Origin of the sequence: Acetobacterium sp., assembly GCF_030652775.1 — a bacterium.
Taxonomy (GTDB): Bacteria; Bacillota; Clostridia; order Eubacteriales; family Eubacteriaceae; genus Acetobacterium.
Map to the genome: position 1 here is coordinate 1 of NZ_JAUSPS010000086.1, position 26,125 is coordinate 26,125.

Consider the following 26,125-nt stretch of genomic DNA (forward strand, 5'->3'; position numbering starts at 1 on the left):
GATTGGTCCATTCTAAAAGGACGGTCCATTCTGATTGTTGATGAAAATATCAAGGACGGAACGGCAGTGAAAAGCTTTTTGAAATCTGCAGGTGTTACCAGTACAACGGTTTCCAATGGCGTTCAGGCGATACTGGAACTGATAAAACCCGCAAATCACTGGGATGGGATTTTTATTGCCCAGGATCTCACCGATATTAAGTCAGAGGATCTGAAAATTGCCTTAGGTGCCATATCAACCACCCAAGAGATCCCTTTATTTCTGATGACGTCACAGATTTTCTTTGACCCGGAAAACAAAAATGGTGAGCATCGATTTTCAGCTTATATCAACAAACCGATTGGAAAAAACAAGTTATTATCAACGTTAACAAATATTTTAGCTGCCAAAGAATACGACTTGCTGATACAAGATCCAGAGAATCTGGAAATACCGTACCCGAAATTACAAAATAATGGTGATCGCAATCGTTTGATTGAAGAGGCGCATAACGCCTGTAGTCTGAATACGATAACAAGTGAACCGGATGAGGATCAGGCATATGTCAGAAAAAGACAACAGGTTTTAATTGTTGATGATTCGCCAATGAACACAAAATTATTAGAAACAGCATTAAGTGATGACTTTGATACGTTTGTAGCTCATTCTGGGAAAGATGCCCTGATGATAGCAAATTCAATAAATCCACCGGATCTGATTTTGCTTGATATAATGATGCCGGAAATGAATGGCTACGAGGTCTGTAAAACACTCCATCTGGAACAGAAAACTAAGGATATTCCGGTTATTTTTCTGACTGCCCTGAGTGAATCTGACAATGAAGAATATGGTCTAAAATTAGGTGCCATTGATTACATCACAAAACCTTTTAGCATCCCTATTGTCAAAGCCAAGATTAAAAATCATCTGGCCCTTAAATACTATCAGGATATTCTGAAAATCAATACCGATATCGATCAGTTAACAAAAATTCCCAATCGCCGCCGATTTGATGAAATGTTTGACATTGAAACCAGAAAAGCAAAACGGACGGGCAGTTTTTTAAGTGTATTAATGCTGGATATTGATCATTTCAAATTTTACAATGATACCTATGGTCATTTAGAAGGGGATGAATGTCTGCGACAGGTGGCGTATGCCATAAAAACAACCTTAAAAAGACCAGGCGATATGGCGGCGCGATGGGGTGGGGAAGAATTTACCTGCTTGCTGCCGGATACTGATGCCGAAGGGGCAGCTGAAGTAGCCGAAAAGATCCGGAAAACAATCATGGAATTAGGAATTGCGCATAAGGCATCCCCGGTAGCATCGGTAGTGACCGTATCCATTGGGGTAGTGACCTTAAATCAAGGAGATCAAGACGGTTATGAGCTGCTCTTAAAACATGCTGATGAAACCCTTTATCAGGCAAAGGCACAGGGGCGAAACCGGATCAATCAGTGGGTTGACTGATAACAGCAAAACGGAAAAAATGTTTGTCTGTGTTAATATAATTTTAATTTAAAACTGAGACATGATATAATTTCTTTTAAACACGATTTACACATAAAAAAAGCGAGAGTAGAGTGCTGTTTACCCGGTTCCGGTATTTCCTCAAAACCTCTTTACCTACGGGGTGATTATCTGGTTGGGTATACGGGATCATTTTAAGTCGAAATCAGGCGGAGGGAATTAGCCTTACTCACACGCTAGCAGAAAATGAAAACAATTCGAACAGATAAATCGCATTAATATAAAATGATCCGAGACTTTTGCTTCACAGCTCCTGGCTGTGCGGCAGAAGTCTTTTTTTGTCTGGCAGTTTGGACTATTGAAAAGAGTATCGATGAGAATTAAGGGTATATAATTAACTGGACGTTGGATTGAGATGCAAAGTTCATCCGTATTATGTGATGATTTGAAAGGAAATAGATAATGAAAAAACTAATAAAGAATAATGTGAGCTGGGTCGGAAAAGTCGATTGGGAGCTGCAGCAGTTTCATGGCAATGAATTTTCTACCAATCATGGCTCCACCTATAATTCTTATTTAATTCAGGAAGAAAAGACGGTTTTAGTCGACACGGTCTGGATGCCCTACGCCAAAGAATTCGTGGAAAATTTAGCCCAGGTGATCGACTTGGATGAGATCGATTATATTGTCGCCAATCATGGCGAAATGGATCACAGCGGCGCTCTGCCGGAACTGATGGAGCGAATCCCGGATGTTCCCATTTACTGTACTGAAAATGCCGTTAAGTCGTTAAAGGGTCAGTATCATCAAGACTGGAATTTCAATATTGTGAAAACTGGCGATAAGCTGGACGTCGGTAATGGCAAAGAACTGATTTTTGTGGAAATGCGGATGCTCCATTGGCCAGACAGTATGGCCAGCTATCTGACCGGAGATAATATTTTGTTCAGCAATGATGCCTTTGGCCAGCATTATGCGACCGAAAAATTGTTTAATAATTTGGTCGATCAATGCGACTTGTATCAAGAAGCGATGAAATATTATGCCAATATTCTAACTCCCTTTAACGCCATTTTGCGTAAGAAACTGGACGAAATTATTACCTTTAATCTGACCATTGATACGATCGCCACTAGCCATGGCGTCATCTGGAACGATAACCCGATGCAAATTGTCGAGAAATATGCCCTGTGGGCCGCAGATTATCAGGAAAACCAGATTACCATAATCTATGACACGATGTGGAACGGCACCAAAAATCTGGCCGAAAAAATTGCTGAAGGGATCGGCTTGACAGATCCGGACGTTGAAGTAAAAGTCTTCAACCTGTCAAAGAGCGATGAGAATGATCTGATTACCGAGGTCTTTAAGTCAAAGATCGTGCTGATTGGTTCACCGACCATCGGTGGCAGCATTCTCCACTCCATAGCCGGCTTTGTTCATTTGATGAAAGAGCTAAAGTTTAAAAACAAAAAAGCCGCCGCCTTTGGCTGCTACGGTTGGAGCGGCGAGTCCACCAAGGTGTTAAATGAATGGCTGGAAGGTGCCGGATTCGAAATCATCAACGAGGGTCTCCGCAATCAGTGGAACCCCGATGATTCTCAACAGATATCAGCCATCGACTTTGGCAAAGAAATTGCCAAAGCTTAGATTTTTATTTGCGGAATAAAAGATTAATAAAAAAACGACTTAATCGAAAGATTAGGTCGTTTTTAGTTGGTTCATGAAAAAAATCAAGTGTAGTGAATGCCGCTCCAGTAAACAGGGCCTTTGACGAAGGTGCGGGGATCCAGCTCGACGCCTTCCAGGGCCCGTTTTTTATATTCTTCAAAACCGGTGCGGTCAATGATGTAGCCGATGTGTTCTTTGCCGCCGGGTGTTTCACGGCCGATGTATTTTTTGAAAATTCTGTAGGTGTTATTGATAATTTTGATAATGGCGTATTCGGTAAATTTTCCACCGAAAGCGCATCTGCCGATTCTTTCTTGCAGACTTTCAATTTGTCAGATGATGTTAAAATTTATTTATAAAAGATACGGATTAGCCCAGTAATTTTGCCAGGTCAGCTTCTGGTGTGGTGATTGGTCCAATGTTGTAGTTTTCAACCAGGACGTTTAATACGTTTGGTGAAATAAAGGCTGGCAATGATGGTCCCAATAAGATATTTTTGATACCCAGGTGTAACAGGGTCAGCAGGATGCAAACGGCTTTTTGTTCGTACCAGGACAATACCATAGAGAGTGGCAGATCATTAACGCCACATTCAAAGGCACCGGCCAAAGCAACAGCAACCTGAATGGCTGAGTAAGCATCATTACATTGGCCCATATCCATCAGTCGTGGCAAGCCGCCAATGGTGCCCAGATCCAGATCGTTAAAGCGGAATTTGCCACAGGCCAGGGTTAAGACAACCGTATCAGCCGGTGTTTTTTCAACAAACTCGGTGTAGTAGTTACGTCCGGTTTTAGCGCCGTCACAGCCGCCAACCAGGAAGAAGTGTTTGATATCGCCAGCTTTGACTGCAGCGATGACTTTGTCAGCAACGCCTAAAACAGTGCCATGACCAAACCCGGTTAATAGGGTTTTTCCGCCGTTAATACCGGTCATTTCTTTATCTTCAGGATATCCGCCCAGTTCCAGCGCTTTGGCAATCACTGGGGCAAAATCTTTTTCTTTGCCAACGTGGATCATCCCCGGGTATTGAACCATATCGGTGGTAAAAATACGGTCAGAATAAGAATCTTTTACTGGCATAATACAGTTGGTGGTGAACAGAACTGGAGCGGGTACAGTAGCAAATTCTTTTTGTTGATTTTGCCATGCGGTTCCAAAGTTTCCTTTTAAGTGAGGATATTTTTTCAGTTCCGGATAAGCATGGGCGGGTAACATTTCGCCATGAGTATAAATGTTAACGCCTTTGCATTCAGTTTGTTCCAGCAATAATTTTAAATCATGTAAATCATGACCGGTGATAATGATAAAAGGACCTTTTTCAATGGTTAATGGAACTTCAGTTGGTACTGGAGTACCATAGGTTTCAGTATTAGCTTTGTCCAGTAGAGCCATACATGCCAAGTTGATTTCGCCGGTTTTGAGTACCAGTGGCAGGAGCGTATCCATGCCCAGATCTGAGCCCACAGCATCTAATGCTTCGTAGAAGAAGGCATCAACGATCGGATCTTTATAGCCTAAAATAGCGGCATGGTGAGCATAGGCAGCCACCCCTTTAACGCCTAACAGGATCAGGGTTTTTAAAGAACGGATATCTTCATTGTCGTCCCAAAGTTTTGCCATATCATAATCTTCAGCAGTTGGATCGAGATCCTCTTTCATTTTGTCGACACAAGCTACCAATACTTTTAAACTTTCATCGTCAAAACTGACATTGGTAACGGTGGTGAATAAGGCTTTTTTGATACAGGCATCGGTGGCTTCAGTAGCGGCTGTTTTTTTAACAGCTTTGGCTAGTCCAATACAGGCACCGACTAACTTATCCTGATCTCCTGCAACGACAGGTGTTTTACCACAGACGCCGCTGACCTCACATCCGGTTCCTTTGGCAGTTTGTTCACATTGAAAACAAAACATATCTTTCATCTTTTACCTCTCTCGTAACTTTATTTGTTAACCCGTAACAACGGGGAATAACCTTTAAAAAACACCTTCACTTATTGACTACCCTGATGAGATGAACGCTAACAATTTATTAACTAATGTTATTATTTTAATCATCAATGAATATGATTTAATCTATTCATTGATGAAATAATAGCAAATTAGTTGATTGCTATTCTGAGCCGTCGTGTTTTTCCAAACTGATGATGACATAATGGTACTACATGTTATTCGCTTTGACAGTTGCAAATGCAACATAAAACAAAAATAATTAATTTTTTATTGATGTCTTTTATTCAAATATTCTATTGATATAGAATTCCCATCTTTTATTCTGAAATCGATTGTGATATGATTTGTTTAACTAAGTTAATCATTAGAAAAGAGGAACACCATGAGTCTGAAAATGAGCAACCTGCTGGACATTGAAAAATACCTGTTGCTGGAACTGGTTTATTTTCATTTGCCGCCCCAATACAAAAATCGGATTACCCGGGAAACCCCGATGAAGCTCGATGAATACATCGATCTGATGGAGCAGTGCGGCTATTCGACCTATCCTGGTTTTATCAGCCGCTCTGAGCATGGATACCAATATAAAAAACGCCGGCAGGCTCATTTTAAGCGGATTTACGCATCCAGCGACAATCTCGGTGAAGTGGTCGTTACCGGCTATGTTAACGATAATTATGGCTCATACGGCAACACCGCTGATAAAAATAAAACCAGTTTTGTGGCCATTGCCCTGGCAGACCGTGAAAATAACGGGGCGGTTATTTTTAGCGGCTGTGAACAGATAGATCTCACCAGCATTGTGCTGGACTGGGGCGGCTGTCTAATTGCTTCTCTGGGCGTGGTCACCGGCCATCATCACAAGGCTATCGATTTTTATGACCACTACATGGCCGGGATTCTGGGGGAACGTAATATCCTTGGGCATTCCAAGGGCGGCAATCTGGCCACCTACGTTTATATCAACCGGCTTGATGAAAACACCAATGCCTATTGCGTTAACGCGCAGCCCTATTGCTGGTATACCATGACTGAAACTCAGAAGGAAGCCTTAAAAACGGATCGGTTTGAATATATTGTACATGCCAATGACCCCACCCGAAAGGCCAGTTATGTCTCTTATATCAGTCGAACAGCCCCTCTTAACCGCTATGCAACCCGGCGTTTTATTGATATTCACGGTTTTGCCGAGGTGAATTTTGACGAATTTGGAAATCTGGAAGGCGCCCGGGTTATCCGGGAAACCGTCAGCCACCTGAAATCCCGGTTTTTCAACGATTATGCGGCCGAAAAGCGCCTGACCCATGACGAATGCATGGCACGATTTCAGGAAAAACTAAACGAAATCACTTCTCTGCCGCGGTTGTTCAGCACTACCCTGGACGAGATCCTGCTGGTGACCGAGGCTCGGGCGGCGATTATCTGGTTTCGGGATGAAGATGACCGGGGTCCCTTTATTTATCCGCTGATTATCAAGAGTCCCGGCGCTGAAGATCTCTATCAGCTGAAACTGCGGCCGGGACAGGGCATTGCTGCCCAATCGGTCTTTGCAGGATTGCCACTGTATATCAAGGATTCGCGACAATACCGGCTGTCAGTTGGTAGTCTGAATCAGGCTCTGGGCATTACCATTACCTCAGAAATTGCCGTGCCGCTGGGGGTTGACGAAGCAGAGGTGTTTGGCGCCCTGGAATTGGTCAATAAACTTGACGGCGTCTTTTCGCTGGAAGATTTTGCCCTGGTCAATGACATGACGCTGGCGATGCTGGATGTTTTTAAAAAGTCCGGTCAGTCGCTAGATAATTACCGTGATTTTTCGCTATTGCAGATCCGTCAAGGCGGTAAGCGGATTTTTGCGGTGGAAAAAAACGGGTTCAAGGAAAAAGCTTTTGCATCTCAGGCAGAAAAGAACGCTTTTCTTAAAAAAATCTCGGGACTGTCATTGGAACCCAATGAACGGCTGATTTTTAACCGGATCACCTTTACCAGAGACAAGCAGGAACAGCTAAAACGGCTACGCAAACAGGAGTATGCAATTATCTTTGAGAATCCACACCTGCGGTATGCCAAAACCAAGGTCAATGCGGTACTGCGTACGCTTTTGCTCCAGCTCCGCGAGAACCGGGTAAATCTGAACAAAGTGGCTAAAATGATGGGGCTTCATGATAAACTTAAAACCCGGATCAAAGATCTCAGCGATGCCGAGTACATCCGATTGGAATATGGTATGGCTCGGATCCGGCGGCCCAAACTGGTCATCGTCAACACCCCGCCCCAGAGACTCAGCCCTGACGCTTATACAGTTTTGTGTAGCCGGTTGAAAAAAGATTGCCAAAAGAAAGCAGTTACAGTGATTGTCTTAAATTGAGTGAGAAAAATGAAAACACAGAATTCAATCCATGAGAAGGGGAGCAGAAATGAGAAATACTGTCGATTTAATCATCCATCCAAAACGGTTTTTTGAGAATTCCAGAAAGTGGGAAATTTCGATCATTGCACCGATTATTATTCTGATTTTGATCGGAATAGTTGATGGGATTGTAGTAGCCTGTCTGGTGAATAATACCACCATTTATGAAATGTTCAATCCTGAAGCCCCGGTCATATCGGCCACGACGATCTTATTTTCCATGATTATGGGCAGCTTTAGCGTTTATGCTCTTATTATTATCCAGACTGTTGTGTTTAATCTGATCATGAAAAAAATGGGTGGTACTGGTACCCGCAAGCAGGCCTTTTATATTCTGGGACTGGCCAGTTTTCCTGCATTGGTGGAGGGATTGATTTTTTTGTACTTTCCGCAGACCTTCGGGCTGTTTCAGTTTGAGAACTTTCATTTTGTATCCCTGCTGATCTACAATTTTCTCAATGTTTTCAATATCTGGGGGATCTACCTGCTGATTGTGGGCTTTGCCAAGGTCTATGATGTTTCCTATAAAAAGGCCTCAGTTCTGTATTTACAGTTTTTAATCAAAATGATCCCACTGTTTATTATTTATTTTATTGCGTCATAGCATGAGGTATCGTTGTTAAAAGGCAATCAAAAAAGAATAAGAAGAGAAATAGCGAGGTAAAATATGATAAATCTGAAAATTCCCGGTCATGAGCCCATCACGGTGGCGCATGTGACCTTTGACTATAATGGTACCCTGGCGGTGGATGGTTTTCTGGTGGCGGGGCTTAAAGAAAGACTGGTAGCTTTAGCCGAGCGGGGGGTTGCTGTGCATATCCTCACCGCTGATACCTTCGGTCTGGTCCGAGAGCAATGTCAGGATCTGCCGGTGACCATTGAGATTTTTTCAAAGGATAACATTTCAAAAAAGAAAAAGGCCTTTGTTGAAAAGATTGGCGGAGCAACCAATATAGCCATCGGCAATGGCAACAATGACCGGGAAATGTTTGCCGAAAGCCGCTTGTCGATTGTGGTGATGGGAACAGAAGGCTGCTGTGTAAAGTCGCTGCTGGCCGCAGATATTGTCGTGAACAGCCCACAGGATGCCCTGGATTTATTACTGAACACAGACCGGATGATCGCAACACTGCGAACCTGAAATCAAGTTGGACTATTCAGAGGATCGTTAATTTGAAGAAAAATAGGGTAAGTGTAAACGGAGACTTTAAACGGCCGTGAAGCTTATGTCACTTATTCAATGATAAAATCACTAAGAAAAAAAGGAGAAGTCAATATGAGAGAAGATTATATCAGTTATCAGGGCAAGAAAATATGGTATTCAGTTTATGGCGAAGAGTCGCAGCAAACGCCGCTTCTGGTGGTTCATGGTGGACCAGGATTTTTGAGCATTCCAGATGTGATTTCTGACTTCAGTGATGACCGGCCGGTCTATTTTTATGATCAGTTGGGCAGCGGGAATTCGGAAAAGGCAGATAGTAAGAACGATTATTCGCTGGAATACTTTGTCTCCGAGCTGGATGCCATGATCCAGGGCTTGCAGCTGAGTGAGTTGATTTTACTGGGACTTTCCTGGGGATGCGGTCTGAGTGCGGCCTATATGTTGGACAAAAAACCGCAGTTTGTCAAAGCACTGATTCTTTCGGCTCCCTATCTGAGCACCCCGCTGTGGGAAGAATGCGCCATGGAAAACATTTCAAATCTGCCGGAAACGATGCAGAAGATTATCATCGAAGCCGAAAAAAATCAGGAATTTGGCGCCGACTATGAGATCGCCTCTGAGGCCTATTACCGAAAATACCTCTGTCGCCTTGATCCCTGGCCAGATAGCGTGATGGACTCTTTTGGTAAACTGAATATGGATGTCTATTTGACCATGTGGGGACCCAGCGAGTTCAGTGTCAACGGAAAACTCAAGCAGTTTGATCTGATGCCGCAGCTCCATGAAATCCCGGTGCCGGTGCTCTTGACCTGTGGTGACAGTGATGAAGCCGGAGTCAAAATGGTGAAGGATTTTCAAATGGCATTTCCACAGGGATCGATGGCAGTGATACCCCGCTCAGCGCATCTCCATCATATTGAACAGCCGGTGATTTACAAAACCATCGTCAGTGAGTTTTTAAAAGATAAGTAACGCTTTAAAATTATCGATGTAAATTGTCGTTTAAAAAAATGTTGACGGTTTCATTCCCCTTGTGCTATGATCTAGGCAATGAGGAGATAAAATGAGTTGGATTGATTTTTCAGAATTTCAGGTTATTCCTTCCATCCGCAGGCTGGGTGATCTGGAAATCGCTCTAAACAGCGATGCGCAGGTTATTTTGCTCACCGAAGCCCATATTGCCAATCTGCAGGAGCTGGTCAAGCTGGTTCACGCTAAGGATAAAAAGGCACTCGTCAATCTGGAGCTGTTGGGCGGGTTTGGAAAAGACCATGTAGGTATGAAACTATTAAAAAACTATTACCATGTGGATGGGGTCATGTCAACCGACAGCGGCAAGCTGGGGATGGCAAAACAATGTGGCCTGGTAACCTTTCAGCGATTTTTTCTTCATGATTCGCGATCTTTTGAGACGGCGCTTAAAATTATTGAGTGTTCTCGGGTCGATGGCGCCGAGCTTTTACCGGCGATTATGGCTTTGGATTGTTATCAAACACTAACAGCGGTGGCAAAAATTCCGTTATTGGCGGGCGGCTTTATCCGGGATCGGGAGATGATGGAAAAGATCAAAAGATGCGGTTTTAAGGGCTTGACGGTCAGCGACAAGTCGCTGTGGTATAGTAATTTTTGATCTAGGGAATTATGATTTAAAATAAAACAAAATAGAATGTGCCGGATGGTAATTGTGTGAGTCCTGCTTAATAAATGTGATGATTGTATCGCATTTATTAAGCAGGACTTTTTTTCGTGAGAAGTGGGGTTTCAGGCGGGTACTACCCGCCCCTACGAACAGGTGATTGACGGCGTTGCATAACAAAGAACAGCGTGACGCATTATCCCGTAGGGGCGATTATCAATCGCCTGCAAACGTCAGTGTCAAACCAAACGTTGATCAATTAAATTATTCAAAATTTTAAATAAAGTTGGAGGTTACAAAATGGGAAAATATTTACTGGGTCTGGACAATGGCGGAACCATGATTAAGGCCGCACTGTATGATTTAAAAGGTAATGAGGTGGCTATTTCCAGTTCTAAAACAGCCATGTATCAGCCGGAACCGGGCTTCACCGAGCGTAACGTGGAAGAAATGTGGCAGGCTAATGTTAAAGCCATCAAAGGGGTGATCGCCAAAGCTGGCATCAACGGCAGTGAGATCATCGGGCTCTCTGCTACCGGTCATGGCAACGGCCTCTATCTGGTTCGGGCAGATGGCAGCCAGACCACCAACGGCATGATCTCCACTGATGTCCGGGGTCGGGAATATGTTATCAAATGGCAAAAAGACGGCACTCATGACAAGATCTTACCTAAAACCATGCAGAGTGTTTTTGCGGGACAGCCGACCACCCTGTTGCGCTGGTTTATGGATCATAAACCCGAGGTGCTGGAAGAAACCCGCTGGATCTTCATGTGTAAGGACTATATCCGTTTCCGGTTAACTGGCGAAGCCTATGGAGAAATTGCCGATATGTCCGGATCCAGCCTGATGAACGTCCGGGACGTGAAATATGATCGGGAGCTGCTTGAAGATATGGGGCTGGAAAGTATCTACGATAAATTACCACCACTGCGTTATTCCGGCGAAGTCTGTGGCACCATCACCAAAGAAGTGGCCGAACTGACTGGTCTGGCTGAAGGAACCCCGGTGGCCGGTGGCTGCATGGATATTCACGCCTCGGCGATGGCAGTGGGGATCACTGACGAAGACAAGATGTGCGTGGTGGCTGGTACCTGGAGCATCAACGAATATATCAGCAAGAAACCAGTAGTGGACAAGGATCTGTTTATGACCTCCATTTATCCGATTCCCGGCTATTGGATGATCCTGGAAGGTAGCCCGACCTCGGCCAGCAATCTGGAATGGTTTTTAACCGAAATCCTCCGGGACATTGACCTGAAAAACCAGGACGTTTATGAATACTCCAACAATTGCGTCAACTGTGTGGCTGATGAAGATTGTGGAGTGGTCTTCCTACCTTTCCTTTATGCCAGCAATGTCAATATCAACGCCAAGGCCTGCTTTGTCGGGCTGTCCAGTTACCACAACCGTGACAATATGCTGCGAGCCGTTTATGAAGGAATTGTCTTTAGCCATAAGTATCATATTGAAAAATTATTAAAATATCGTAAAGCCCCCAAGAGTATCCGGATCGCCGGCGGGGTGGCTAAATCCCGGGTTTGGGTACAGATGTTTGCAGATATTCTGCAGGTGCCCATCGAAGTCACCGAATGTACCGAACTGGGTGCGCTGGGCGCAGCCATCTGTGCCGGAGTTGCCACCGGCGCCTATGAAAGCTTTAAAGCGGCCTCGGATGTGATGGTGGAAATCGCCTTTACTGCGGTTCCCAACCCTGATAAGCAGGCCATGTACGAAAAGAAGTACAATCGCTATCTGAAGGTTATCAATGCCCTAGATGGGATCTGGGACGAGTATTAAGGAAGGCAGTTCGCCATTACCAAGGAATGTAATGCATCATTTCATAGGGGCGATTATCAATCGCCCGGAAACGTTGATCTCAAACAAACGCTTGCTGGCGGGTACTACCCGCCCCTACGAACCGTTCATCGACAAATATGAAAAAATGGAGACTAAGAATATGGATTTAAAAATTAATGGAAAAAACGCCATCATCACCGGGGGTTCCCGGGGGGTGGGGCGGGCGATTGCTCTGGGGCTGGCGGCTGAAGGGGTCAATGTGGTGGTCACAGCCCGAAAAGTGTCAGAAGAATTATTGAAAGTGGTGGAAGAAGCTAAATCCATGGGGGTAAAAGCCTATCCTTTGGGGGCAAGCATGAGTAACGCCGATGATGTGGGGCTGATGATGAAAGAAGCCGAAGCGCTGCTGGGCGATCTGGATATTCTCATCAACAACGCCGGGATCTGGCTGACCGGTTGGATTCAGGATATTCCCTTGTCTGACTGGGAAGAGACCATGGATGTGAATCTGACAGCGCCCTTTCTGACATCACAATATTTTGCCAAAGTCAATCTGACCAAACAGCGACCCGGGCGGATCATCAACATTAATTCCCAGGCGGCCTTTAACGGTTCCACTACTGGCCACGCTCACTACGCCGCTAGCAAGGCCGGGATGGTGGCACTGACCATTTCGATGGCTCGGGAGCTGTCATCCAAAGGGATTACGGTTAACGGCGTCGCTTTGGGGGTGGTGGACACCGACATGATCCGCAACAACATTGAAGCTAACCCTGGTTATTACGAAAGCCGAATTCCCATCGGCCGGGTTGCCCAACCGGAAGACGTGGCCAACATCGTCGTCTTTATGGTTTCGGAACCGGCATCTTATCTTACCGGCACCACCATCGATGCCACTGGCGGAATGCTGATGCGGTAGGGTGTTTAAACGGAACATGGGTTGCAAGACGGACGTCTGCGGGCGGGTACTACCTGTCCCTACGAAGCAGAATAAACAACGGCTTAAAATACACACACCATTACGAGAGGAAAAGAGAATGAATCATTACGACATCATCATCATTGGGGGCGGTATTACCGGTACCGCCATTGCCCATGAATGTTCGAAATATAAATTGACGGCCGCTCTGCTGGAGCGGGGCACTGATATCGGTATCGGGGCTACCAAAGGAAACGGCGGGGTGGTTCACCCGGGTTATGATCCGACCCCGGGCAGCTTGAAAGCGAAAATCAATGTCTGCGGTGCCAATCTTTATCCCCAGCTGGCCAAAGACCTGAACTTCGGTATTATCAATCCGGGGATCTTTGTGATCGGCTTTACTGATGCCGATGAAGCGGTGCTAAAACACAAGCTGGAATTTGGAATCAAAAATGGTGTTAAGGATCTGGCGATTATCAATGCCGAGCAGATGCGCAACCGTGAGCCCCACCTGGCCACCGACGCTAAGCACGCACTTTATGCGCCCACGGCCACGGTGGTCGATCCCTTTGAGGTGGCCATCGCCTTTGCCGAAAATGCTAAAGCCAACGGCGTGGAAATTCTGACCAGTCAGCTGGTGAGCGCAATTGAAAAAAGAGCGGACGGTAGTTTTCTGATTGTTACCCCCAATCAGCAATTTACCTGCACCTACATCGTTAACGCCGCCGGTAACCATGCTGATGATGTGGCCAGTTTAGTGGGGATTTCCGAATACCAGATGAAACCGCGACATGGCGATCTGCTGGTGCTGGATAAGGACATGATTAGTAAGCCTCAAACGGTGATGTTTCCCTGTCCCGGGCCGGATACTAAAGGGATTGCCTGCATTCCTACGGTTCATGGCAACACCATTGTCGGTTCCACCGCCACCATGATGGATGACAAGGAAGCTGTCAACAACTATGCCCCGGGGATTCAAGCTTTGATTGACGGGGTGCATAAGATTTTGCCGGAACTCGACGCCAGTAAGATCATCCGCACCTTTGCCGGGTTGCGGCCGGTGGTGCTGGACAACAACAATGATTTTTTCATCGCCGAATCGAAAACCGTCACAGGCTTTATCCACGCCGCCGGGATTCAGTCGCCGGGGGTGGCCTCGGCTCCAGCGATTGCTGAACAAGTTCGGGATCTGCTGGATAATGCCGGTCTTGAAATGAAACCAAAACTGGATTATAATCCTTACCGGGAGAAAAAGACTGTCTTTGCTGATTTGTCCATTGCCGAACAGGATGCGCTGATTCATCAGAACCCAGCCTATGGACGGATTGTCTGTCGCTGTGAAACCGTCACCGAGGGTGAGATCATCGCCGCCATTCAAGGGGTGATTCCGGCTCACACCCTGGATGCGGTAAAACGCCGAACCCGAGCCGGGATGGGACGCTGTCAGAGCGGTTTCTGTCAGTACAAAGTCATTTCCATTCTGAGCCGGGAGCTGGGGTTGCCAGTGGATGATATCTGTCTGGAAGATATAGGCTCGCAACAGCTCTGCGGATCGGTCAAGGGAGGTGTGAAATGAAACAGTTAAATTATGATGTAGTTGTCATCGGCGGTGGCCCGGCCGGCATGGCGGCAGCCTTGAAAGCCAAAGAAACGGGTGCCACCGTTGCCATCATCGAACGCAACGATGAACTTGGGGGGATCCTTAACCAGTGTATTCACAGCGGTTTTGGCCTCAGCTATTTCAAGCAGGAGCTCACTGGCCCGGAATACGCTGAGCTATTTATCAAGCAGGTGGCGGCTGTCGACATCGCCGTCTATTTAAAAACCATGGTCATCGATTTATCTGGGGAACGACAGGTTAAAGCGATGAATGAAGAGGGCATGCTGCAAATTGATGCCGCGGCGATTGTGCTGGCCATGGGCTGTCGCGAACGCACCCGGGGAGCCATAAAAATTCCCGGCTCCAGACCGGCCGGGGTGCTTACTGCTGGGCTGGCTCAGCGCTACGTAAACATCGAAAACCGTAAACCAGGGGAACGAATCGTTATTCTCGGTTCTGGCGATATCGGTCTGATTATGGCGAGACGGCTGACCCTTGAAGGCATGCAGGTTTTGGGGGTATATGAGTTGATGCCTTATGCCAATGGGCTATACCGGAACATTAAAAACTGCCTGGATGATTTTGATATCCCCTTGCATTTATCAACCACGGTCACAAATATCATCGGCTACCCCCATCTGGAAGCCATCGAAGTAGCTAAGGTTGACGAAAACTTCAAAGTATTTGAAGAAACCCGAGAAGTGATCCCTTGTGATACCCTGCTACTGTCGATTGGTTTAATCCCCGAAAATGAGCTGTCCCAAAAATCCGGAGTCAGCCTGAATCCCCGAACCAACGGCCCGCTGGTTAACGAAGCGCTGGAAACCGATCAGCCGGGGATCTTTGCCTGTGGAAATGTCCTTCATGTTCACGATCTGGTGGACAATGTTACACTGGAAGCAGAACAAGCTGGAACCGCTGCCGCCGCTTATGCTCTGCAGCAAAATATCGAGATAGGGGTTAGTGAAAACAGACCAACTGAAACCAAACCTTCCGAAATAAAAACAGCCATCCCCCTGAGCCCGGGAGAGAATGTGGGCTATACCGTGCCGGCAAAAATGACCATCCCTTCATCAAAGGAAGCCCGGATTTTATTCAGGGTGCGAAAACCCTTAGAACAGGCCGAGGTCGTGATTCAATCCGGAGCAACGATCCTTTATCAAGGCAAACCCCGGGCCTTTAAGCCCAGTGTGATGGAAGAGGTGGTGCTGAACCCAGCCGATATTAACGGTTCAGAGCAACCCATCACCGTATCAGTCCGGGAGGTGAAAAAATGAGTCATAATCAGAAAGAAATAAAAACAGAAGAAATAAAAGTTTGCTGTACCACCTGTCCCAAGGAATGCGTGATTGCGGTTCATCTAAAAAAGGGAATTCTGGATAGTGTGGAGGGAGAAGGCTGCAAAAGAGGCGAAAAATTTGCACAAAAGGAGATCACCACACCAGAAAGAACCTTAACCAGTACAGTTGTGGTGGAATGCGGCGAAAAAGCGTGTCTGCTACCGGTGAAAACGGCCGCCCCCATCCCCAAAAAAGACATGGGTCTGGCGATGGATGCCATCCGTAAAACAAAGCTCACCGGATCCTGTTTGATGGGGGATGTGGTCATCCCAAACATCTGCGGCACTGGGGTGGATGTGGTGGCCTGCCGGAGTATCAAGGAGGAAAACGATGCGTGTTAATCTTAGTAAAATACTACAAGATGCCCAAGACAATGGTTACGGGATCGGGGCGTTTAATACTCCCAATCTGGAAAGCGTCCAGGCGGTGATTGCTGCGGCAGAAAACTTGAATCAGCCGGTGATCATTATGCATGCCCAGATTCATGAAAGCCTGATCCCCCTGGAAGTCATTGCTCCGGTGATGATCCGGTTGGCTGACCAGTCAAAAGTGGAGGTCTGCGTCCATCTGGATCATGGGGAAGACCTGGGTTATCTGCTTCACGCCATGAAAATGGGCTTCACCTCGGTGATGTATGACGGGTCAAGACTGACCTATGAAGAAAATCTGACCAACACTCGGGAAATTGTTCGGGTGGCTCATTATCTGGGGGTATCAGTAGAAGCCGAGCTGGGTCGGGTGCTGCGGCCAGAGGGCGGGGGAACCCCAGATCCCGAGGAAGCAGCCCTGACTCCGGAAGAATGCTACACCAATCCCCAGAGCGCCCAAGCCTTTGTGGAGGCCACCGGGGTGGATGCGCTGGCGATTGCCTTTGGCACCGCTCATGGTGTATACGAGGCTGAGCCCTGTCTGGACTTTGAGCGGATTAGTGCGATTCACGAGCTGGTGGACGTCCCGCTGGTGATGCACGGCGGATCCGGGGTCAGTACCCCTGACTTCCGGAAAGCCATCGCTGCAGGGATTTCGAAAATTAATTATTTCACTTATATGTCGCTGGCCGGTGGTCAGGCAGTTAAAGCCTATTTCGATCAGAATCCTGGCCGAGACCTGCGCTTCGATGAAATCGCTGAGATCGGCCGGGTCGCTATGCAGGCTGATGTGGAACAGGCGATTGAGGTGTTCCGGGGCTAAAGTGCTGTAATTTCTATTATCTCATGCTTGTTCACGGAAACAATTGAATCAAACTACCATATTAAAAAAATCCATTTGATTTGAGTCTCACAGTTGTAACAACGATGATCTCATATCAAATGGATTGATGATTGCGGCGAATTATTTTCGATATTTCGCCTAAACTGGATGAGTAATAACACTAAAAATAATCAGTCGTTATTTTTTACCATCTGAATCGGCCATAAAACTATGCATATCCGTAACATTATCTTTTGACAGATCTTCCGCCTCGCTATAAATGGATTCATCAGTTTCTTCAAATGCTTTTTCTTTTTCACCTAATTTGGCAGCTTGTGTATAAACGCCGTCGGTTTGATCGGATGATACCGGGGAGTATTTTATTTGCTCATCAACTTTTGGGTTTTGATCGCCTGAATCAGCCATAAAATTGTGCTGATCTTCGGTATTCTTGCTACCTAAATCTTCAGCTTCCCCATAAATAGTGTTTTCACCACCCTGAAGAGCTTTATCTTTTTTACCAAAATCTTCGGCATCACCATAAATGCCCTTATCTTTATTTTCCATGTTTCTACCTCCTTAATAATTTTATTTTGATTAAAACGAATGATGCGTTCGTTTTAATCGGTTAGCTACTGAATCGGATCAGTTAATATTTATGAATATGATTATAGGTTACTTCTTAAACCGATTTTTATCATCGTTTAATTATTACCCCGCAAAAAAGGATTTAAACATGATTCATGAAGATATAAGAAAAAAATAATGGTAAATCTGAAATAAATTTTTCTGATTGGTCAGGAGCAGTTAAAGCGTCAGGAAAAAATATTGAGATGATCGCCTCAGAAAGCTGCCTTAATTATTTGACAAGGCAGTTTTTTTCTAGTACTGTGTAAATTATAATAGTCATATTATGGGTCGATGAAACTGCCTTGGCCTGGACAGTGCTCTTCAATTTTCTGCAGCCAATTGTGGGAAACGCTTTTATCCATGAATTTTTGCCGAGTGAGCCCCAGAAAATCTCGGTCAATATTAAATATTATTCAGTATAAATGAGATTTTGATCCACACTGGTTATCAAAATCTAAACAATTTTTATAAGTATTTTAAGGAATTTACAGGTGAAACCCCTGCTGCATATGTGCAGAATTTAATAAATAAGCGAGGTTGAAATGACCAATAAACATAATATTGAAGCGGCAGTGGCGCAGACACCCATCATCGAGCGGGTGAAAAAAGAAGAAGAACTGGTTTGGATTAATCCGCAGTATCAGCAAGTAAAGGATCCGCCCGTTGAAGCGGAATTAACGATGGCCGATATTGATGAAGCTGAATCCCGGTTATTGCGTTTTGCCCCATTGATTTTAAAAGCCTTTCCGGAAACAGTCAGTCGTAACGGGTTAATTGAATCGGAGTTGCGACGCATCCCGGCCATGAAAAAACGGATTAATGAAAAGTATCAGGCAAAACTAGCGGGTGAATTGCTGTTGAAAATGGACAGTCACCTGGCGATTGCCGGGTCGGTAAAGGCGCGCGGAGGCATTTACGAGGTTCTTAAGTATACTGAAGACCTGGCGATTGCCAATGGCAGGCTGACTATAGGTGACAACTATGACAAGCTGCTTTCAGAACAGAACCGCCAATTTTTCAGTCAGTATACCATTCAGGTGGGTTCCACCGGAAATCTGGGGATGAGTATTGGCATTATTGCTGCTGCACTCGGATATGAAGCCATTGTCCATATGTCGGCCGACGCCAAACAGTGGAAAAAAGACCTGTTATGCGATCGAGGTGTGACTGTAATGGAATACGATTCGGACTATGGCAAGGCCGTTGAGGCCGGGCGTCAATTATCTGAGCAGAACCCCAAAAGCTATTTTGTTGATGATGAAAATTCTCGAAATCTCTTTCTTGGCTATGCAGTAGCCGCCAAACGGTTGCAAGCACAGCTTATCGAACAAAATGTAACCGTAAATGCAGAGCATCCCCTGTTTGTCTACATTCCTTGTGGGGTAGGCGGTGCCCCAGGGGGCGTTGGTTTTGGTTTAAAACAAGTCTTTGGAGAACATGTACATCTGTTTTTTGCCGAACCAACCCAAGCGCCTTGCATGCTGGTGGGGATGTCTACCAGGCTGCACAATGACATTTCGGTGGTGGATATTGGCCTCACTGGACTGACGCATGCTGATGGACTGGCAGTGAACCGGCCATCCGGATTTGTCGGAGGTGTTATGGAAACTTTGCTTAGCGGCATTTTCACCGTTTTAGATAAGAACCTCTACCACTACATGCGTGACATGCTAGAAACTGAAGCAATCTTTCTGGAGCCCAGTGCCTGTGCTGCATTCACAGGTGTGATCAACCTCGGTCACTATGAGGCGACCCGACACTATCTCAGTGTCCAGGGATTGGCGGATAAGATGGCGTTTGCCAACCATGTTGTTTGGGCAACGGGTGGCAGTCTGGTTCCTGAAGTTACTCGAAACGAGTACATCAAGACCTTTCTGTAAAGACTGTGCGATACATTTATAAAAGACCAACCTGAACTAAGTAGTTCAGGTTGGTCAAAGAAGAAGAAAATCTATATCAGCAAAATTGCTTTTGCCAGATATCTTTATTCAGATAACATGATTAAATTAATTAAATAACGGGTTCTAGTTCCGGTACAACGGGGTCCGGAGTCAGTTCAACAACCGGGGTTTCAGCAGCAGGATCGGTCGCGCCATCATCAACTGGAGTTTCGGTGACTGGATCAGTCGTGCCATCATCAACCGGAGTTTCAGTGACCGGATCGGTCGTGCCGTCATCTACTGGCGTTTCGGTGACCGGATCAGTGGTGCTGTCATCAACCGGAGTTTCGGTGGCCGGGTCGCTGGTTTCGTCAACCGGGACATCGACATCGATGATTTCATTGTCGCTGTCATAGGTTACATCCAGATCCAGGATTTCAGCCAGTAGATCCAGGGGAATGAAGGTGCGGCCGCAGGTTACCTGGACACGATCGGTGATGTCCACCGGGGTGCCATCGATAGTTGCGGTCACGCCAGCAGCGGTGATTTCGATCACGGCAGTGTCTTTGGTGATGGTCAGCGTTTTGGTTTCTTCATTAAAGACTACTTCGGCTTCCAGTTTTTCAGTGATGGCCTTAACTGGAACCATAATGTCGCCGCCTTTGATGTAAACCGGAGCGTCAAATTTAATCAGCTGATTGTTGATGGTAATACTGCCGGCATCTAGGGCTTTGGCATCTTCCATCATCTTTTCAATCAGAGCCGAAACACTTTCAAACTGAGCTAGTTCTTCATCGGTATACATGGTTTTCACCACCATATAGCGTTGGTTAATGATCTGTTTGATCTGTGACTGAAGTCCGGCCAGCTCGGTTTTGAGACTGTCTAGCTCGGCTTGCAGCGCTTCTGCACCGGAAGTGTCGCCAGCCGCCAGAAGGGCTGCTATTTCGGCTTCCAGGGCGTCTTTTTCTTCAGCTAAAACGCTCTTCTGTTGGGTCAGTTCTTTTTTCTGTTCGTTCAGTTCCTGCTTGAAGACCTGTTGCGGTTTGATCGGTTTTTTTCCGGGTTTGCTTACTTCTGGGGAGGTTACTTCTTCGGTGACCCCATCTTCAACGGGTTCGGTGATTGGATCAGTAACCGTTGTGTCTGTGCTGTCAGTAATGCCGGTTTCAACCGGAACCACCACCGGTTCAGAAACCGGAGCAGGGGCGACAACAACTTCCTTTTTAGGGGATGCGTTACCGCTTGATTTGTCTGAATTCTTTGGCGCCGCCAAAGCAGTTGCTGGTGCGCAAAGCGCCAGCGCCAGGACCAAAACGAGAATTAATCTTTTTTTCATAAAAAGACTCCTTTCTTGCTGATCTCCATAAAAAAACTGTATGCCTAAAAAGGCATACAGTATCATAAACTGCGCCCTCTTCGGCAACCCGGCTGTCGTAGCAAAATGCCTTAGACCCGTGGCTTTGCGTCCCTGACTTTCATCAGGTTTGCTATTATCGGAGATGTTATTGTTTACATTGTAAAACAGATAGCCACCGATTGCAAGGGAAAATTCAAGTTTTTGAATATTCGCCAATGACGAATCTGTTTTTTTTCAATACAGTTGGCTTGCGGCTAATTCAGGTCAGGTATACTTAAAGAAAACTGAAAACAGGGGAGTCCCGCCTTAATAGCAGGTGCTTGACACCAGACTGACACAGATCCGTATTATTATGAGCTCAGAAATAAAAAAGACGCAACGAAGCGATTAACCGTTTCGCAGACGCCAAAAATCATAAGGAGATGTGTAAAATGAAACGTTTATCAAAATTACTAACCGTCCTTCTGCTGGCTTTCACCTTGGTCGGTTCCGTGGGCGTTGTGATGGCGGAAGAAAATGATTTCGGTTCGGCTGGAGCGCTGGCCGATGACAACCTGACCCTGGAGGAAATGCTGACCTATGCGATTCAGGATGAATACGCTGCCGAAGCAGAATATGCTAAAATCATTGCTACCTATGGACAGGTTCGACCGTACTCCAACATTGTCAACGCAGAAACCAAACACATTGCCGCACTGACACCGCTTTTTGAAGCCAACAGCTTTGAGACACCGGTGAATGACGCAGCCAGCCGGGTTATACTGCCAGCATCCCTGAAAGAAAGTTATGCTATTGGTGTCCAGGCTGAGATTATGAACATTGACATGTACAACCGTTTTCTGACTCAAGAATTGCCAGACTCCGTCCGCACCGTCTTTGAATCACTAAGAAAAGCATCCGAAAGCCATCTGGTTGCCTTTCAGCGTAAAGCTAAATAATCAGTCCGAATTTTCCGGTACCTTTAAAAACTGAATAAAAACCAAACCGAAAAAAGAGAAAGGGCACTGACCTTTCTCTTTTTTTTGCTTTGTTTATGGGGCACCAATCCTTTTTCGAACTGGCATTTTATGTTACAATAGGCTTAATAAGGATAATCGACAGGCATAATGAGAGACAGTGAAAGTTGTGGAACCTGACCTGAGGCTGATCGGATACAGTTATATAAAAGGAGAAAAAGATGACACGATATTGTAGAAATTGCGGGAAAGCGCTGGATGGTGAGTGCAAGTTCTGCGTGCATTGCGGGGCTAAAATCATTGCAGCTGAGGATCTTGAGCAGTCGCAAAGTCCGATTGCTCAAGATGAAAACGTTTGCTCGTTTTGCGGTAATCCACTACGGGATAACCTGAAATTTTGCACCGCCTGCGGAAACCCGGTATCATCCCGGAAAATAGACACGACTGAAAGAGCAGGTATCAACCCGGCTTTTAACCAGAAAAAAGATGCCATTTTCGGCATTATGGCGACCCTCCCGGCTGGTAATGCCACTCAGATCATTCCTTCCGCTGCGATGGCGACCGACTGGTCTGGGGAGATGGTGCTTCAGTCTGGAATGGATCTCTTTGGCAATGCCCGGATCCTTGCCGCAGTGCCCGGGATGACCCAGACCTTGAAGGGTGGCATCAAAGGTTTGGGCAGCGGCCTCAAAGAGACAATCACCCATCCGATAAAGCTGGTGCCGGCATTGGTGCTGGCCATGTTCTGGTTGCTGCAGCTATTGCTCCCCAGTTTGGGGGTGTCTATTCCCTTCGGTGGATTTTGGGGCTGGCTGACCTTCGCTCGGGGCGGCCTCACCGGCGGAGTCGCCGGGATGATCGGTGGGATGCTGGGCAAAGGGGTGTTTGCCGGGATGGTGACGGCGCTGTTGCTGCCGCTATTCTCCGGTAAAAATCCGATCAGCAGCGGCAGAACAGGAATCCGGCGATGGATTGATGCGCTGCGGCCCAAAGACCTGGCTGGGGTGTCGCTGCTGCTGTTGGGGTGGGGCATGGGTCTGATCGCCAATCGTTTTCTGACCGGCACCAATTCGCTGCAAAACAGCATGCTGGGGATTGTCATGACCCTGTCGTTGCTGCGGATTATCGGCAGTCAAAGTGGCTTTGTTACGAACCTGGCCACCGCTCTGGTCAAGCAGACGCTGGGCAATCGTCTTAGTGAAGGACTGCTTCCGGCGGCCAACCGGTTAATCGCCGGCATGGCCGCCGGTACAGCGCTGGGGGTGCTGCTTTCACCCCTGCCGATTACCTGGCTCGATTACGCCCTGGGCGGCCTGCTGGCCCTGATTGGGCTGGTGTTGCTGATTCTTGAATCCCAGCAAAAGGAGGGCCAGCGGTCATGAGAAAAGGACGCTTACATCAAACAAAATTGTTTAAAAAAATGCTGATGATTTTTACGTTGCTGCTTTTTACCTCCAGTTTTTCCCCGGTACAGGCGGGTGTTCAGGAAGGAAAGTGGGTGCTCTCGGATGTCGTCGTGCAGGACCGTACCAATGATCTCAATCAACAGTATCAAGACTCAGGATCCGATAGTTACGTCCGATATGCTGACCGAAAGGTGACGATGTATCAGGGGGGGGCTAACTCAGACGGCAATAATATCACCAGTTTTAATTACAGCAGTGAGATTGGCTGGGAGGAACCAGCGGCTGAATTCAGCTCCGAAAAAATCCGCGAGATCAAGCTGACTGTCACCGGCAGCGTCACCGGCATATCAGATGGACAGCAATACGTGTCAGATAACATTATGTCGGCGCCACCCGGTCATGAGGTGCCGTATTTGTCAATTGCCTACCATCTTATCGGTACCTATGCACAAAATGGCTACTTTACAGATGATGCCGGCAATTGGGACATGACAATGGCAGACGCATCGGGTGGCGCCATCACCAGTCTTTCAAAAGAACTGTCGATTGATGCGGATAATATGCGGGCGATCCCGGGGGATCGGCTCCAGTTTGTCGTCCAGTCCAATCGTCTCAGCGTGGCTTATGTCTATGTATTCGACGGGACGGGCGGGTTCCAGAGCATTACCACCGATGCCAGTGAAGGCGCCGGAGAAACACCCTTCACCGTGTCAACTGCCATTGTGATCGGTCTGGTCGGGCTGGGGGCGGCGCTGGCCGGGGCGGCCGGGGCGGCCACTACCAGTGGTAATGCAAATAACTCCGCTGGTCCGGATGGTTCTGCAGATGAGGAACCCGGTTCCACCTATCAGATGATTGTCTACAAGGACTTCGGTAACAAGATTCGTTATGATCAGCCGGCGGCCTTTGTCTATGCCCGGATGGCCGAGATCAAGGCCGACGGCACCGAGGTTGCCCGGCCGGATCTGACCGAGCGCATTCAGATCGCTTCGGAAACCGCCGGGCTGATGGTGGGCAACCCCACCCTGGCCGGGGACTATATGGGTGTCGCAGTGGCAGCAGAGTCTGCCGGCGGCGGCCGGGCAAACCCCCGGGAAGGGGTGATTGGCTTCAAGTTTGTCGGCAAGGGGGGCGTTTTTTTGAACCACATGCGCTTTCAGCTGGTCGGGGAACCGCTGGTAGCCCTCGATGGTGAGAAGCTCTTTGTGCTGGGCACCTCCGGCCGGACCTTTGAGTTGGGTTATGAACTGGTCGATTTTATGAAAGAACCGACGGTAAGCGTCACTGTGATGCAGGACGATCCACCCTTTACCGTGGATCTGGGAACCACCCAGAACGTCAACGAAGCAGCCAAAAGGGTGATCGTCGCCACCGACTGTGATGTTGAAAAACCGGTTGAAGTCTTCTTTGATTCTTTTGCCTGTGAGATCATTGCCGAAAACGACAAGGAATATGCCCGGACCGTTTTTTACGTGGTGATGTGCTACGAAGGGATTTTGCCGGACTTCCTCGGAAAACCCCATGAAATTAGGGCTTATCGGGTTAGTCTGGAAGATGACGCAATGGTAGAAACCCTGTTTGATGTTAAATTGGGACAATGGAGCGAGGACGAGAAAACCCTAGTCTTTGTGGCACCACAACAGCTTGATGTTTTGCTGACTGACGAAGCGGGTGTCTTTGAACGGATCGGTATCGATATCCGGCGGGATGAGGACTTTGTCCGTAACGACGCCGTCCGCTACATTGCCAAAGCCGCGACCAATCTGCCGGCCGAAAACCCGATTCCAGGAACGATGGAGCTGTCCGCTGTGTTAGCGGACAAAACGGTTGAAAATTCAGTCAAGATCGAGATGATCCCGGACATCGAACTGTTCAAAGCCCAATATGAGGCTAATTTCGAAAAGGAATATCAGGTCTGTAAAAAGGTGATCGAAATCTATATTCCGTCGCCGTTTAAAGAGCGCAAGCTGGCCGAACTGGAACGGGCCCGATCGACCCTGGGGATTGCCGATTTTCGGATCTTCCGTCGTCAAATCTGGAGTTATGCGCAAACCTGCGTGATGCAGGAAAAGGCCTCCTATCTCCAGGATGAGGCCTGGTATGACGAGGCCATTGCCACGGCAGAGCTGATGGTCTACATCGGCGATATCGCCTTTGCGTTGGCGATGGGACCCATCGGCGGCCCGATTGCAGGGTTTGTCGCCGACCATATCAAGAGCAGCTTTATTGAGGTCTGCACGCTGTACATCGAAGGGTCGAATAAGAGTTTCTGTGAGCTGCTCTGGGATTATGCCGGCAAGCGGTTTGAACAGAGCGCCGGATCGGCCGATGGTCTGATTCCGGTTCCCAAGGCCACTGAACCCGGCAAGCTGGCCTTATGGCTGGCCCTTTACACCCTTTACCGGATTGGCTTTCATATGCAGTTTGACAAGGATGACGGCGGTAATGCCATTGGCCTCTCGGAAGCGATCAAACGGGGGCTGCTGGATTTTGTCGGCAAAGGTGCCGGTACCTTGCTGGGAGATTATCTGACCGAACAGGGCAAGGGCCGCTGGGTGGAAAGGATCTCGGTTACCGATGCCGACCAGAAAATCGTGGACGATGTGGTTTCCAAGGGCGCCAAAAAAGGGCTGGATGCCCTGGACAAGGCAGCTGGCAAAGCCGACGATCTGGTGGGCGAGGCAGTAAATGTACTGCTGGCCTTTTTGGAAAAACTCAGGGCTGGCCTGAGCTGACGACAACTTGAGTTATGGATT

21 protein-coding genes, 1 pseudogene and 1 riboswitch are annotated in these 26,125 nt (G+C 47.1%); of the genes and pseudogenes, 18 read left to right on the top strand and 4 right to left on the bottom strand.

The annotated features are described in order from the left end of the window. On the top strand, nt 1-1,452 hold a 1,452-nt coding region (locus Q7J41_RS15465), incomplete at its 5' end, for a diguanylate cyclase domain-containing protein (protein WP_304889336.1). Nucleotides 1,453-1,914: 462 nt separating this feature from the next. Next, a complete protein-coding gene (locus Q7J41_RS15470) occupies nt 1,915-3,102 on the top strand; it encodes an anaerobic nitric oxide reductase flavorubredoxin (RefSeq protein ID WP_304889337.1) in 1,188 nt (395 codons plus the stop codon). A gap of 83 nt (nt 3,103-3,185) precedes the next feature. Here the strand turns inward: Q7J41_RS15470 and Q7J41_RS15475 are convergent. Continuing rightward, a pseudogene (locus Q7J41_RS15475) lies at nt 3,186-3,398 on the bottom strand (sulfite reductase subunit C); the annotation flags it as partial. A gap of 94 nt (nt 3,399-3,492) precedes the next feature. Further along, a complete protein-coding gene (gene hcp / locus Q7J41_RS15480; RefSeq protein WP_304889338.1) occupies nt 3,493-5,049 on the bottom strand; it encodes a hydroxylamine reductase in 1,557 nt (518 codons plus the stop codon). A gap of 412 nt (nt 5,050-5,461) precedes the next feature. Between hcp and Q7J41_RS15485 the strand changes: the two genes are divergently transcribed. The 11 genes from Q7J41_RS15485 (at nt 5,462) to Q7J41_RS15535 (ending at nt 17,137) form a co-directional block, all read left to right on the top strand. After that, complete coding sequence (locus Q7J41_RS15485) at nt 5,462-7,447, top strand: GAF domain-containing protein (RefSeq protein WP_304889339.1); 1,986 nt, start codon at nt 5,462-5,464, stop codon at nt 7,445-7,447. A gap of 49 nt (nt 7,448-7,496) precedes the next feature. After that, nucleotides 7,497-8,093 carry a Yip1 family protein gene (locus Q7J41_RS15490; RefSeq protein WP_304889340.1) on the top strand — a complete coding sequence of 199 codons (597 nt, stop codon included), beginning with the start codon at nt 7,497-7,499 and terminating at the stop codon, nt 8,091-8,093. Between the two features lie 63 nt (nt 8,094-8,156). Next, entirely contained in the window at nt 8,157-8,630 is a 474-nt protein-coding gene (locus tag Q7J41_RS15495) for an HAD family hydrolase (RefSeq protein WP_304889341.1), read from the top strand. Nucleotides 8,631-8,765: 135 nt separating this feature from the next. Continuing rightward, nucleotides 8,766-9,623 (top strand): proline iminopeptidase-family hydrolase, encoded by an 858-nt coding sequence (locus tag Q7J41_RS15500; RefSeq protein ID WP_304889342.1) that lies wholly within the window; start codon nt 8,766-8,768, stop codon nt 9,621-9,623. Between the two features lie 91 nt (nt 9,624-9,714). After that, nucleotides 9,715-10,281, top strand: a complete 567-nt coding sequence (locus Q7J41_RS15505) for a glycerol-3-phosphate responsive antiterminator (RefSeq protein ID WP_304889343.1) — start codon at nt 9,715-9,717, stop codon at nt 10,279-10,281. A 306-nt stretch (nt 10,282-10,587) separates the two neighbouring features. Further along, on the top strand, nt 10,588-12,087 hold the full coding sequence (locus Q7J41_RS15510; protein WP_304889344.1) for an FGGY-family carbohydrate kinase: 1,500 nt from the start codon (nt 10,588-10,590) through the stop codon (nt 12,085-12,087). A 31-nt stretch (nt 12,088-12,118) separates the two neighbouring features. Next, complete coding sequence (locus tag Q7J41_RS15515) at nt 12,119-13,006, top strand: SDR family NAD(P)-dependent oxidoreductase (protein ID WP_304889345.1); 888 nt, start codon at nt 12,119-12,121, stop codon at nt 13,004-13,006. 118 nt (nt 13,007-13,124) lie between these two features. Next, nucleotides 13,125-14,582 (top strand): NAD(P)/FAD-dependent oxidoreductase, encoded by a 1,458-nt coding sequence (locus tag Q7J41_RS15520; protein WP_304889346.1) that lies wholly within the window; start codon nt 13,125-13,127, stop codon nt 14,580-14,582. After that, nucleotides 14,579-15,883, top strand: coding sequence for an NAD(P)/FAD-dependent oxidoreductase (locus tag Q7J41_RS15525; RefSeq protein WP_304889347.1), 1,305 nt, complete (start codon nt 14,579-14,581; stop codon nt 15,881-15,883). Before Q7J41_RS15520 ends, Q7J41_RS15525 begins: the two co-directional genes overlap by 4 nt. Continuing rightward, a complete protein-coding gene (locus Q7J41_RS15530; RefSeq protein ID WP_304889348.1) occupies nt 15,880-16,287 on the top strand; it encodes a DUF1667 domain-containing protein in 408 nt (135 codons plus the stop codon). Before Q7J41_RS15525 ends, Q7J41_RS15530 begins: the two co-directional genes overlap by 4 nt. Then, a complete protein-coding gene (locus Q7J41_RS15535; RefSeq protein WP_304889349.1) occupies nt 16,277-17,137 on the top strand; it encodes a class II fructose-bisphosphate aldolase in 861 nt (286 codons plus the stop codon). Before Q7J41_RS15530 ends, Q7J41_RS15535 begins: the two co-directional genes overlap by 11 nt. Nucleotides 17,138-17,335: 198 nt before the next feature. On the opposite strand, the gene Q7J41_RS15540 is transcribed toward Q7J41_RS15535, so the two are convergent. Beyond that, the gene (locus Q7J41_RS15540) at nt 17,336-17,704 is read right to left on the bottom strand and encodes a hypothetical protein (RefSeq protein WP_304889350.1); all 369 of its coding nucleotides are present in this window, start codon (nt 17,702-17,704) and stop codon (nt 17,336-17,338) included. A 481-nt stretch (nt 17,705-18,185) separates the two neighbouring features. On the opposite strand from Q7J41_RS15540, the gene Q7J41_RS17820 reads away from it, so the two are divergent. Together Q7J41_RS17820 and Q7J41_RS15545 are read left to right on the top strand one after the other, a co-directional pair. Beyond that, a complete protein-coding gene (locus Q7J41_RS17820; protein ID WP_370651028.1) occupies nt 18,186-18,308 on the top strand; it encodes a hypothetical protein in 123 nt (40 codons plus the stop codon). A gap of 1 nt (nt 18,309) precedes the next feature. Then, nucleotides 18,310-19,647: a D-serine ammonia-lyase gene (locus Q7J41_RS15545; RefSeq protein ID WP_304889351.1), complete on the top strand. Its 1,338-nt coding sequence runs from the start codon at nt 18,310-18,312 to the stop codon at nt 19,645-19,647. A 130-nt stretch (nt 19,648-19,777) separates the two neighbouring features. Here Q7J41_RS15545 and Q7J41_RS15550 read toward each other — a convergent pair whose 3' ends face one another. After that, nucleotides 19,778-20,986: a copper amine oxidase N-terminal domain-containing protein gene (locus Q7J41_RS15550; RefSeq protein ID WP_304889352.1), complete on the bottom strand. Its 1,209-nt coding sequence runs from the start codon at nt 20,984-20,986 to the stop codon at nt 19,778-19,780. A gap of 79 nt (nt 20,987-21,065) precedes the next feature. Further along, nucleotides 21,066-21,149, bottom strand: a riboswitch (cyclic di-GMP riboswitch). Between the two features lie 289 nt (nt 21,150-21,438). On the opposite strand from Q7J41_RS15550, the gene Q7J41_RS15555 reads away from it, so the two are divergent. The 3 genes from Q7J41_RS15555 to Q7J41_RS15565 all read left to right on the top strand — a co-directional run bounded on the left by Q7J41_RS15555 (nt 21,439) and on the right by Q7J41_RS15565 (nt 26,104). Next, nucleotides 21,439-21,945, top strand: a complete 507-nt coding sequence (locus Q7J41_RS15555; RefSeq protein WP_304889353.1) for a hypothetical protein — start codon at nt 21,439-21,441, stop codon at nt 21,943-21,945. A gap of 239 nt (nt 21,946-22,184) precedes the next feature. Beyond that, on the top strand, nt 22,185-23,345 hold the full coding sequence (locus Q7J41_RS15560) for a zinc ribbon domain-containing protein (protein WP_304889354.1): 1,161 nt from the start codon (nt 22,185-22,187) through the stop codon (nt 23,343-23,345). After that, nucleotides 23,342-26,104, top strand: a complete 2,763-nt coding sequence (locus Q7J41_RS15565) for a hypothetical protein (protein WP_304889355.1) — start codon at nt 23,342-23,344, stop codon at nt 26,102-26,104. The genes Q7J41_RS15560 and Q7J41_RS15565 overlap by 4 nt, the downstream gene beginning before the upstream one ends. Nucleotides 26,105-26,125: the final 21 nt, after the last annotated feature.

Coding starts and splice junctions, on each gene's coding strand:
- Q7J41_RS15470 (WP_304889337.1), top strand. CDS start 1,915: ATGAAAAAACTAATAAAGAATAATGTGAGCTGGGTCGGAAAAGTCGAT.
- hcp (WP_304889338.1), bottom strand. CDS start 5,049: ATGAAAGATATGTTTTGTTTTCAATGTGAACAAACTGCCAAAGGAACC.
- Q7J41_RS15485 (WP_304889339.1), top strand. CDS start 5,462: ATGAGTCTGAAAATGAGCAACCTGCTGGACATTGAAAAATACCTGTTG.
- Q7J41_RS15490 (WP_304889340.1), top strand. CDS start 7,497: ATGAGAAATACTGTCGATTTAATCATCCATCCAAAACGGTTTTTTGAG.
- Q7J41_RS15495 (WP_304889341.1), top strand. CDS start 8,157: ATGATAAATCTGAAAATTCCCGGTCATGAGCCCATCACGGTGGCGCAT.
- Q7J41_RS15500 (WP_304889342.1), top strand. CDS start 8,766: ATGAGAGAAGATTATATCAGTTATCAGGGCAAGAAAATATGGTATTCA.
- Q7J41_RS15505 (WP_304889343.1), top strand. CDS start 9,715: ATGAGTTGGATTGATTTTTCAGAATTTCAGGTTATTCCTTCCATCCGC.
- Q7J41_RS15510 (WP_304889344.1), top strand. CDS start 10,588: ATGGGAAAATATTTACTGGGTCTGGACAATGGCGGAACCATGATTAAG.
- Q7J41_RS15515 (WP_304889345.1), top strand. CDS start 12,119: ATGCATCATTTCATAGGGGCGATTATCAATCGCCCGGAAACGTTGATC.
- Q7J41_RS15520 (WP_304889346.1), top strand. CDS start 13,125: ATGAATCATTACGACATCATCATCATTGGGGGCGGTATTACCGGTACC.
- Q7J41_RS15525 (WP_304889347.1), top strand. CDS start 14,579: ATGAAACAGTTAAATTATGATGTAGTTGTCATCGGCGGTGGCCCGGCC.
- Q7J41_RS15530 (WP_304889348.1), top strand. CDS start 15,880: ATGAGTCATAATCAGAAAGAAATAAAAACAGAAGAAATAAAAGTTTGC.
- Q7J41_RS15535 (WP_304889349.1), top strand. CDS start 16,277: ATGCGTGTTAATCTTAGTAAAATACTACAAGATGCCCAAGACAATGGT.
- Q7J41_RS15540 (WP_304889350.1), bottom strand. CDS start 17,704: ATGGAAAATAAAGATAAGGGCATTTATGGTGATGCCGAAGATTTTGGT.
- Q7J41_RS15545 (WP_304889351.1), top strand. CDS start 18,310: ATGACCAATAAACATAATATTGAAGCGGCAGTGGCGCAGACACCCATC.
- Q7J41_RS15550 (WP_304889352.1), bottom strand. CDS start 20,986: ATGAAAAAAAGATTAATTCTCGTTTTGGTCCTGGCGCTGGCGCTTTGC.
- Q7J41_RS15555 (WP_304889353.1), top strand. CDS start 21,439: ATGAAACGTTTATCAAAATTACTAACCGTCCTTCTGCTGGCTTTCACC.
- Q7J41_RS15560 (WP_304889354.1), top strand. CDS start 22,185: ATGACACGATATTGTAGAAATTGCGGGAAAGCGCTGGATGGTGAGTGC.
- Q7J41_RS15565 (WP_304889355.1), top strand. CDS start 23,342: ATGAGAAAAGGACGCTTACATCAAACAAAATTGTTTAAAAAAATGCTG.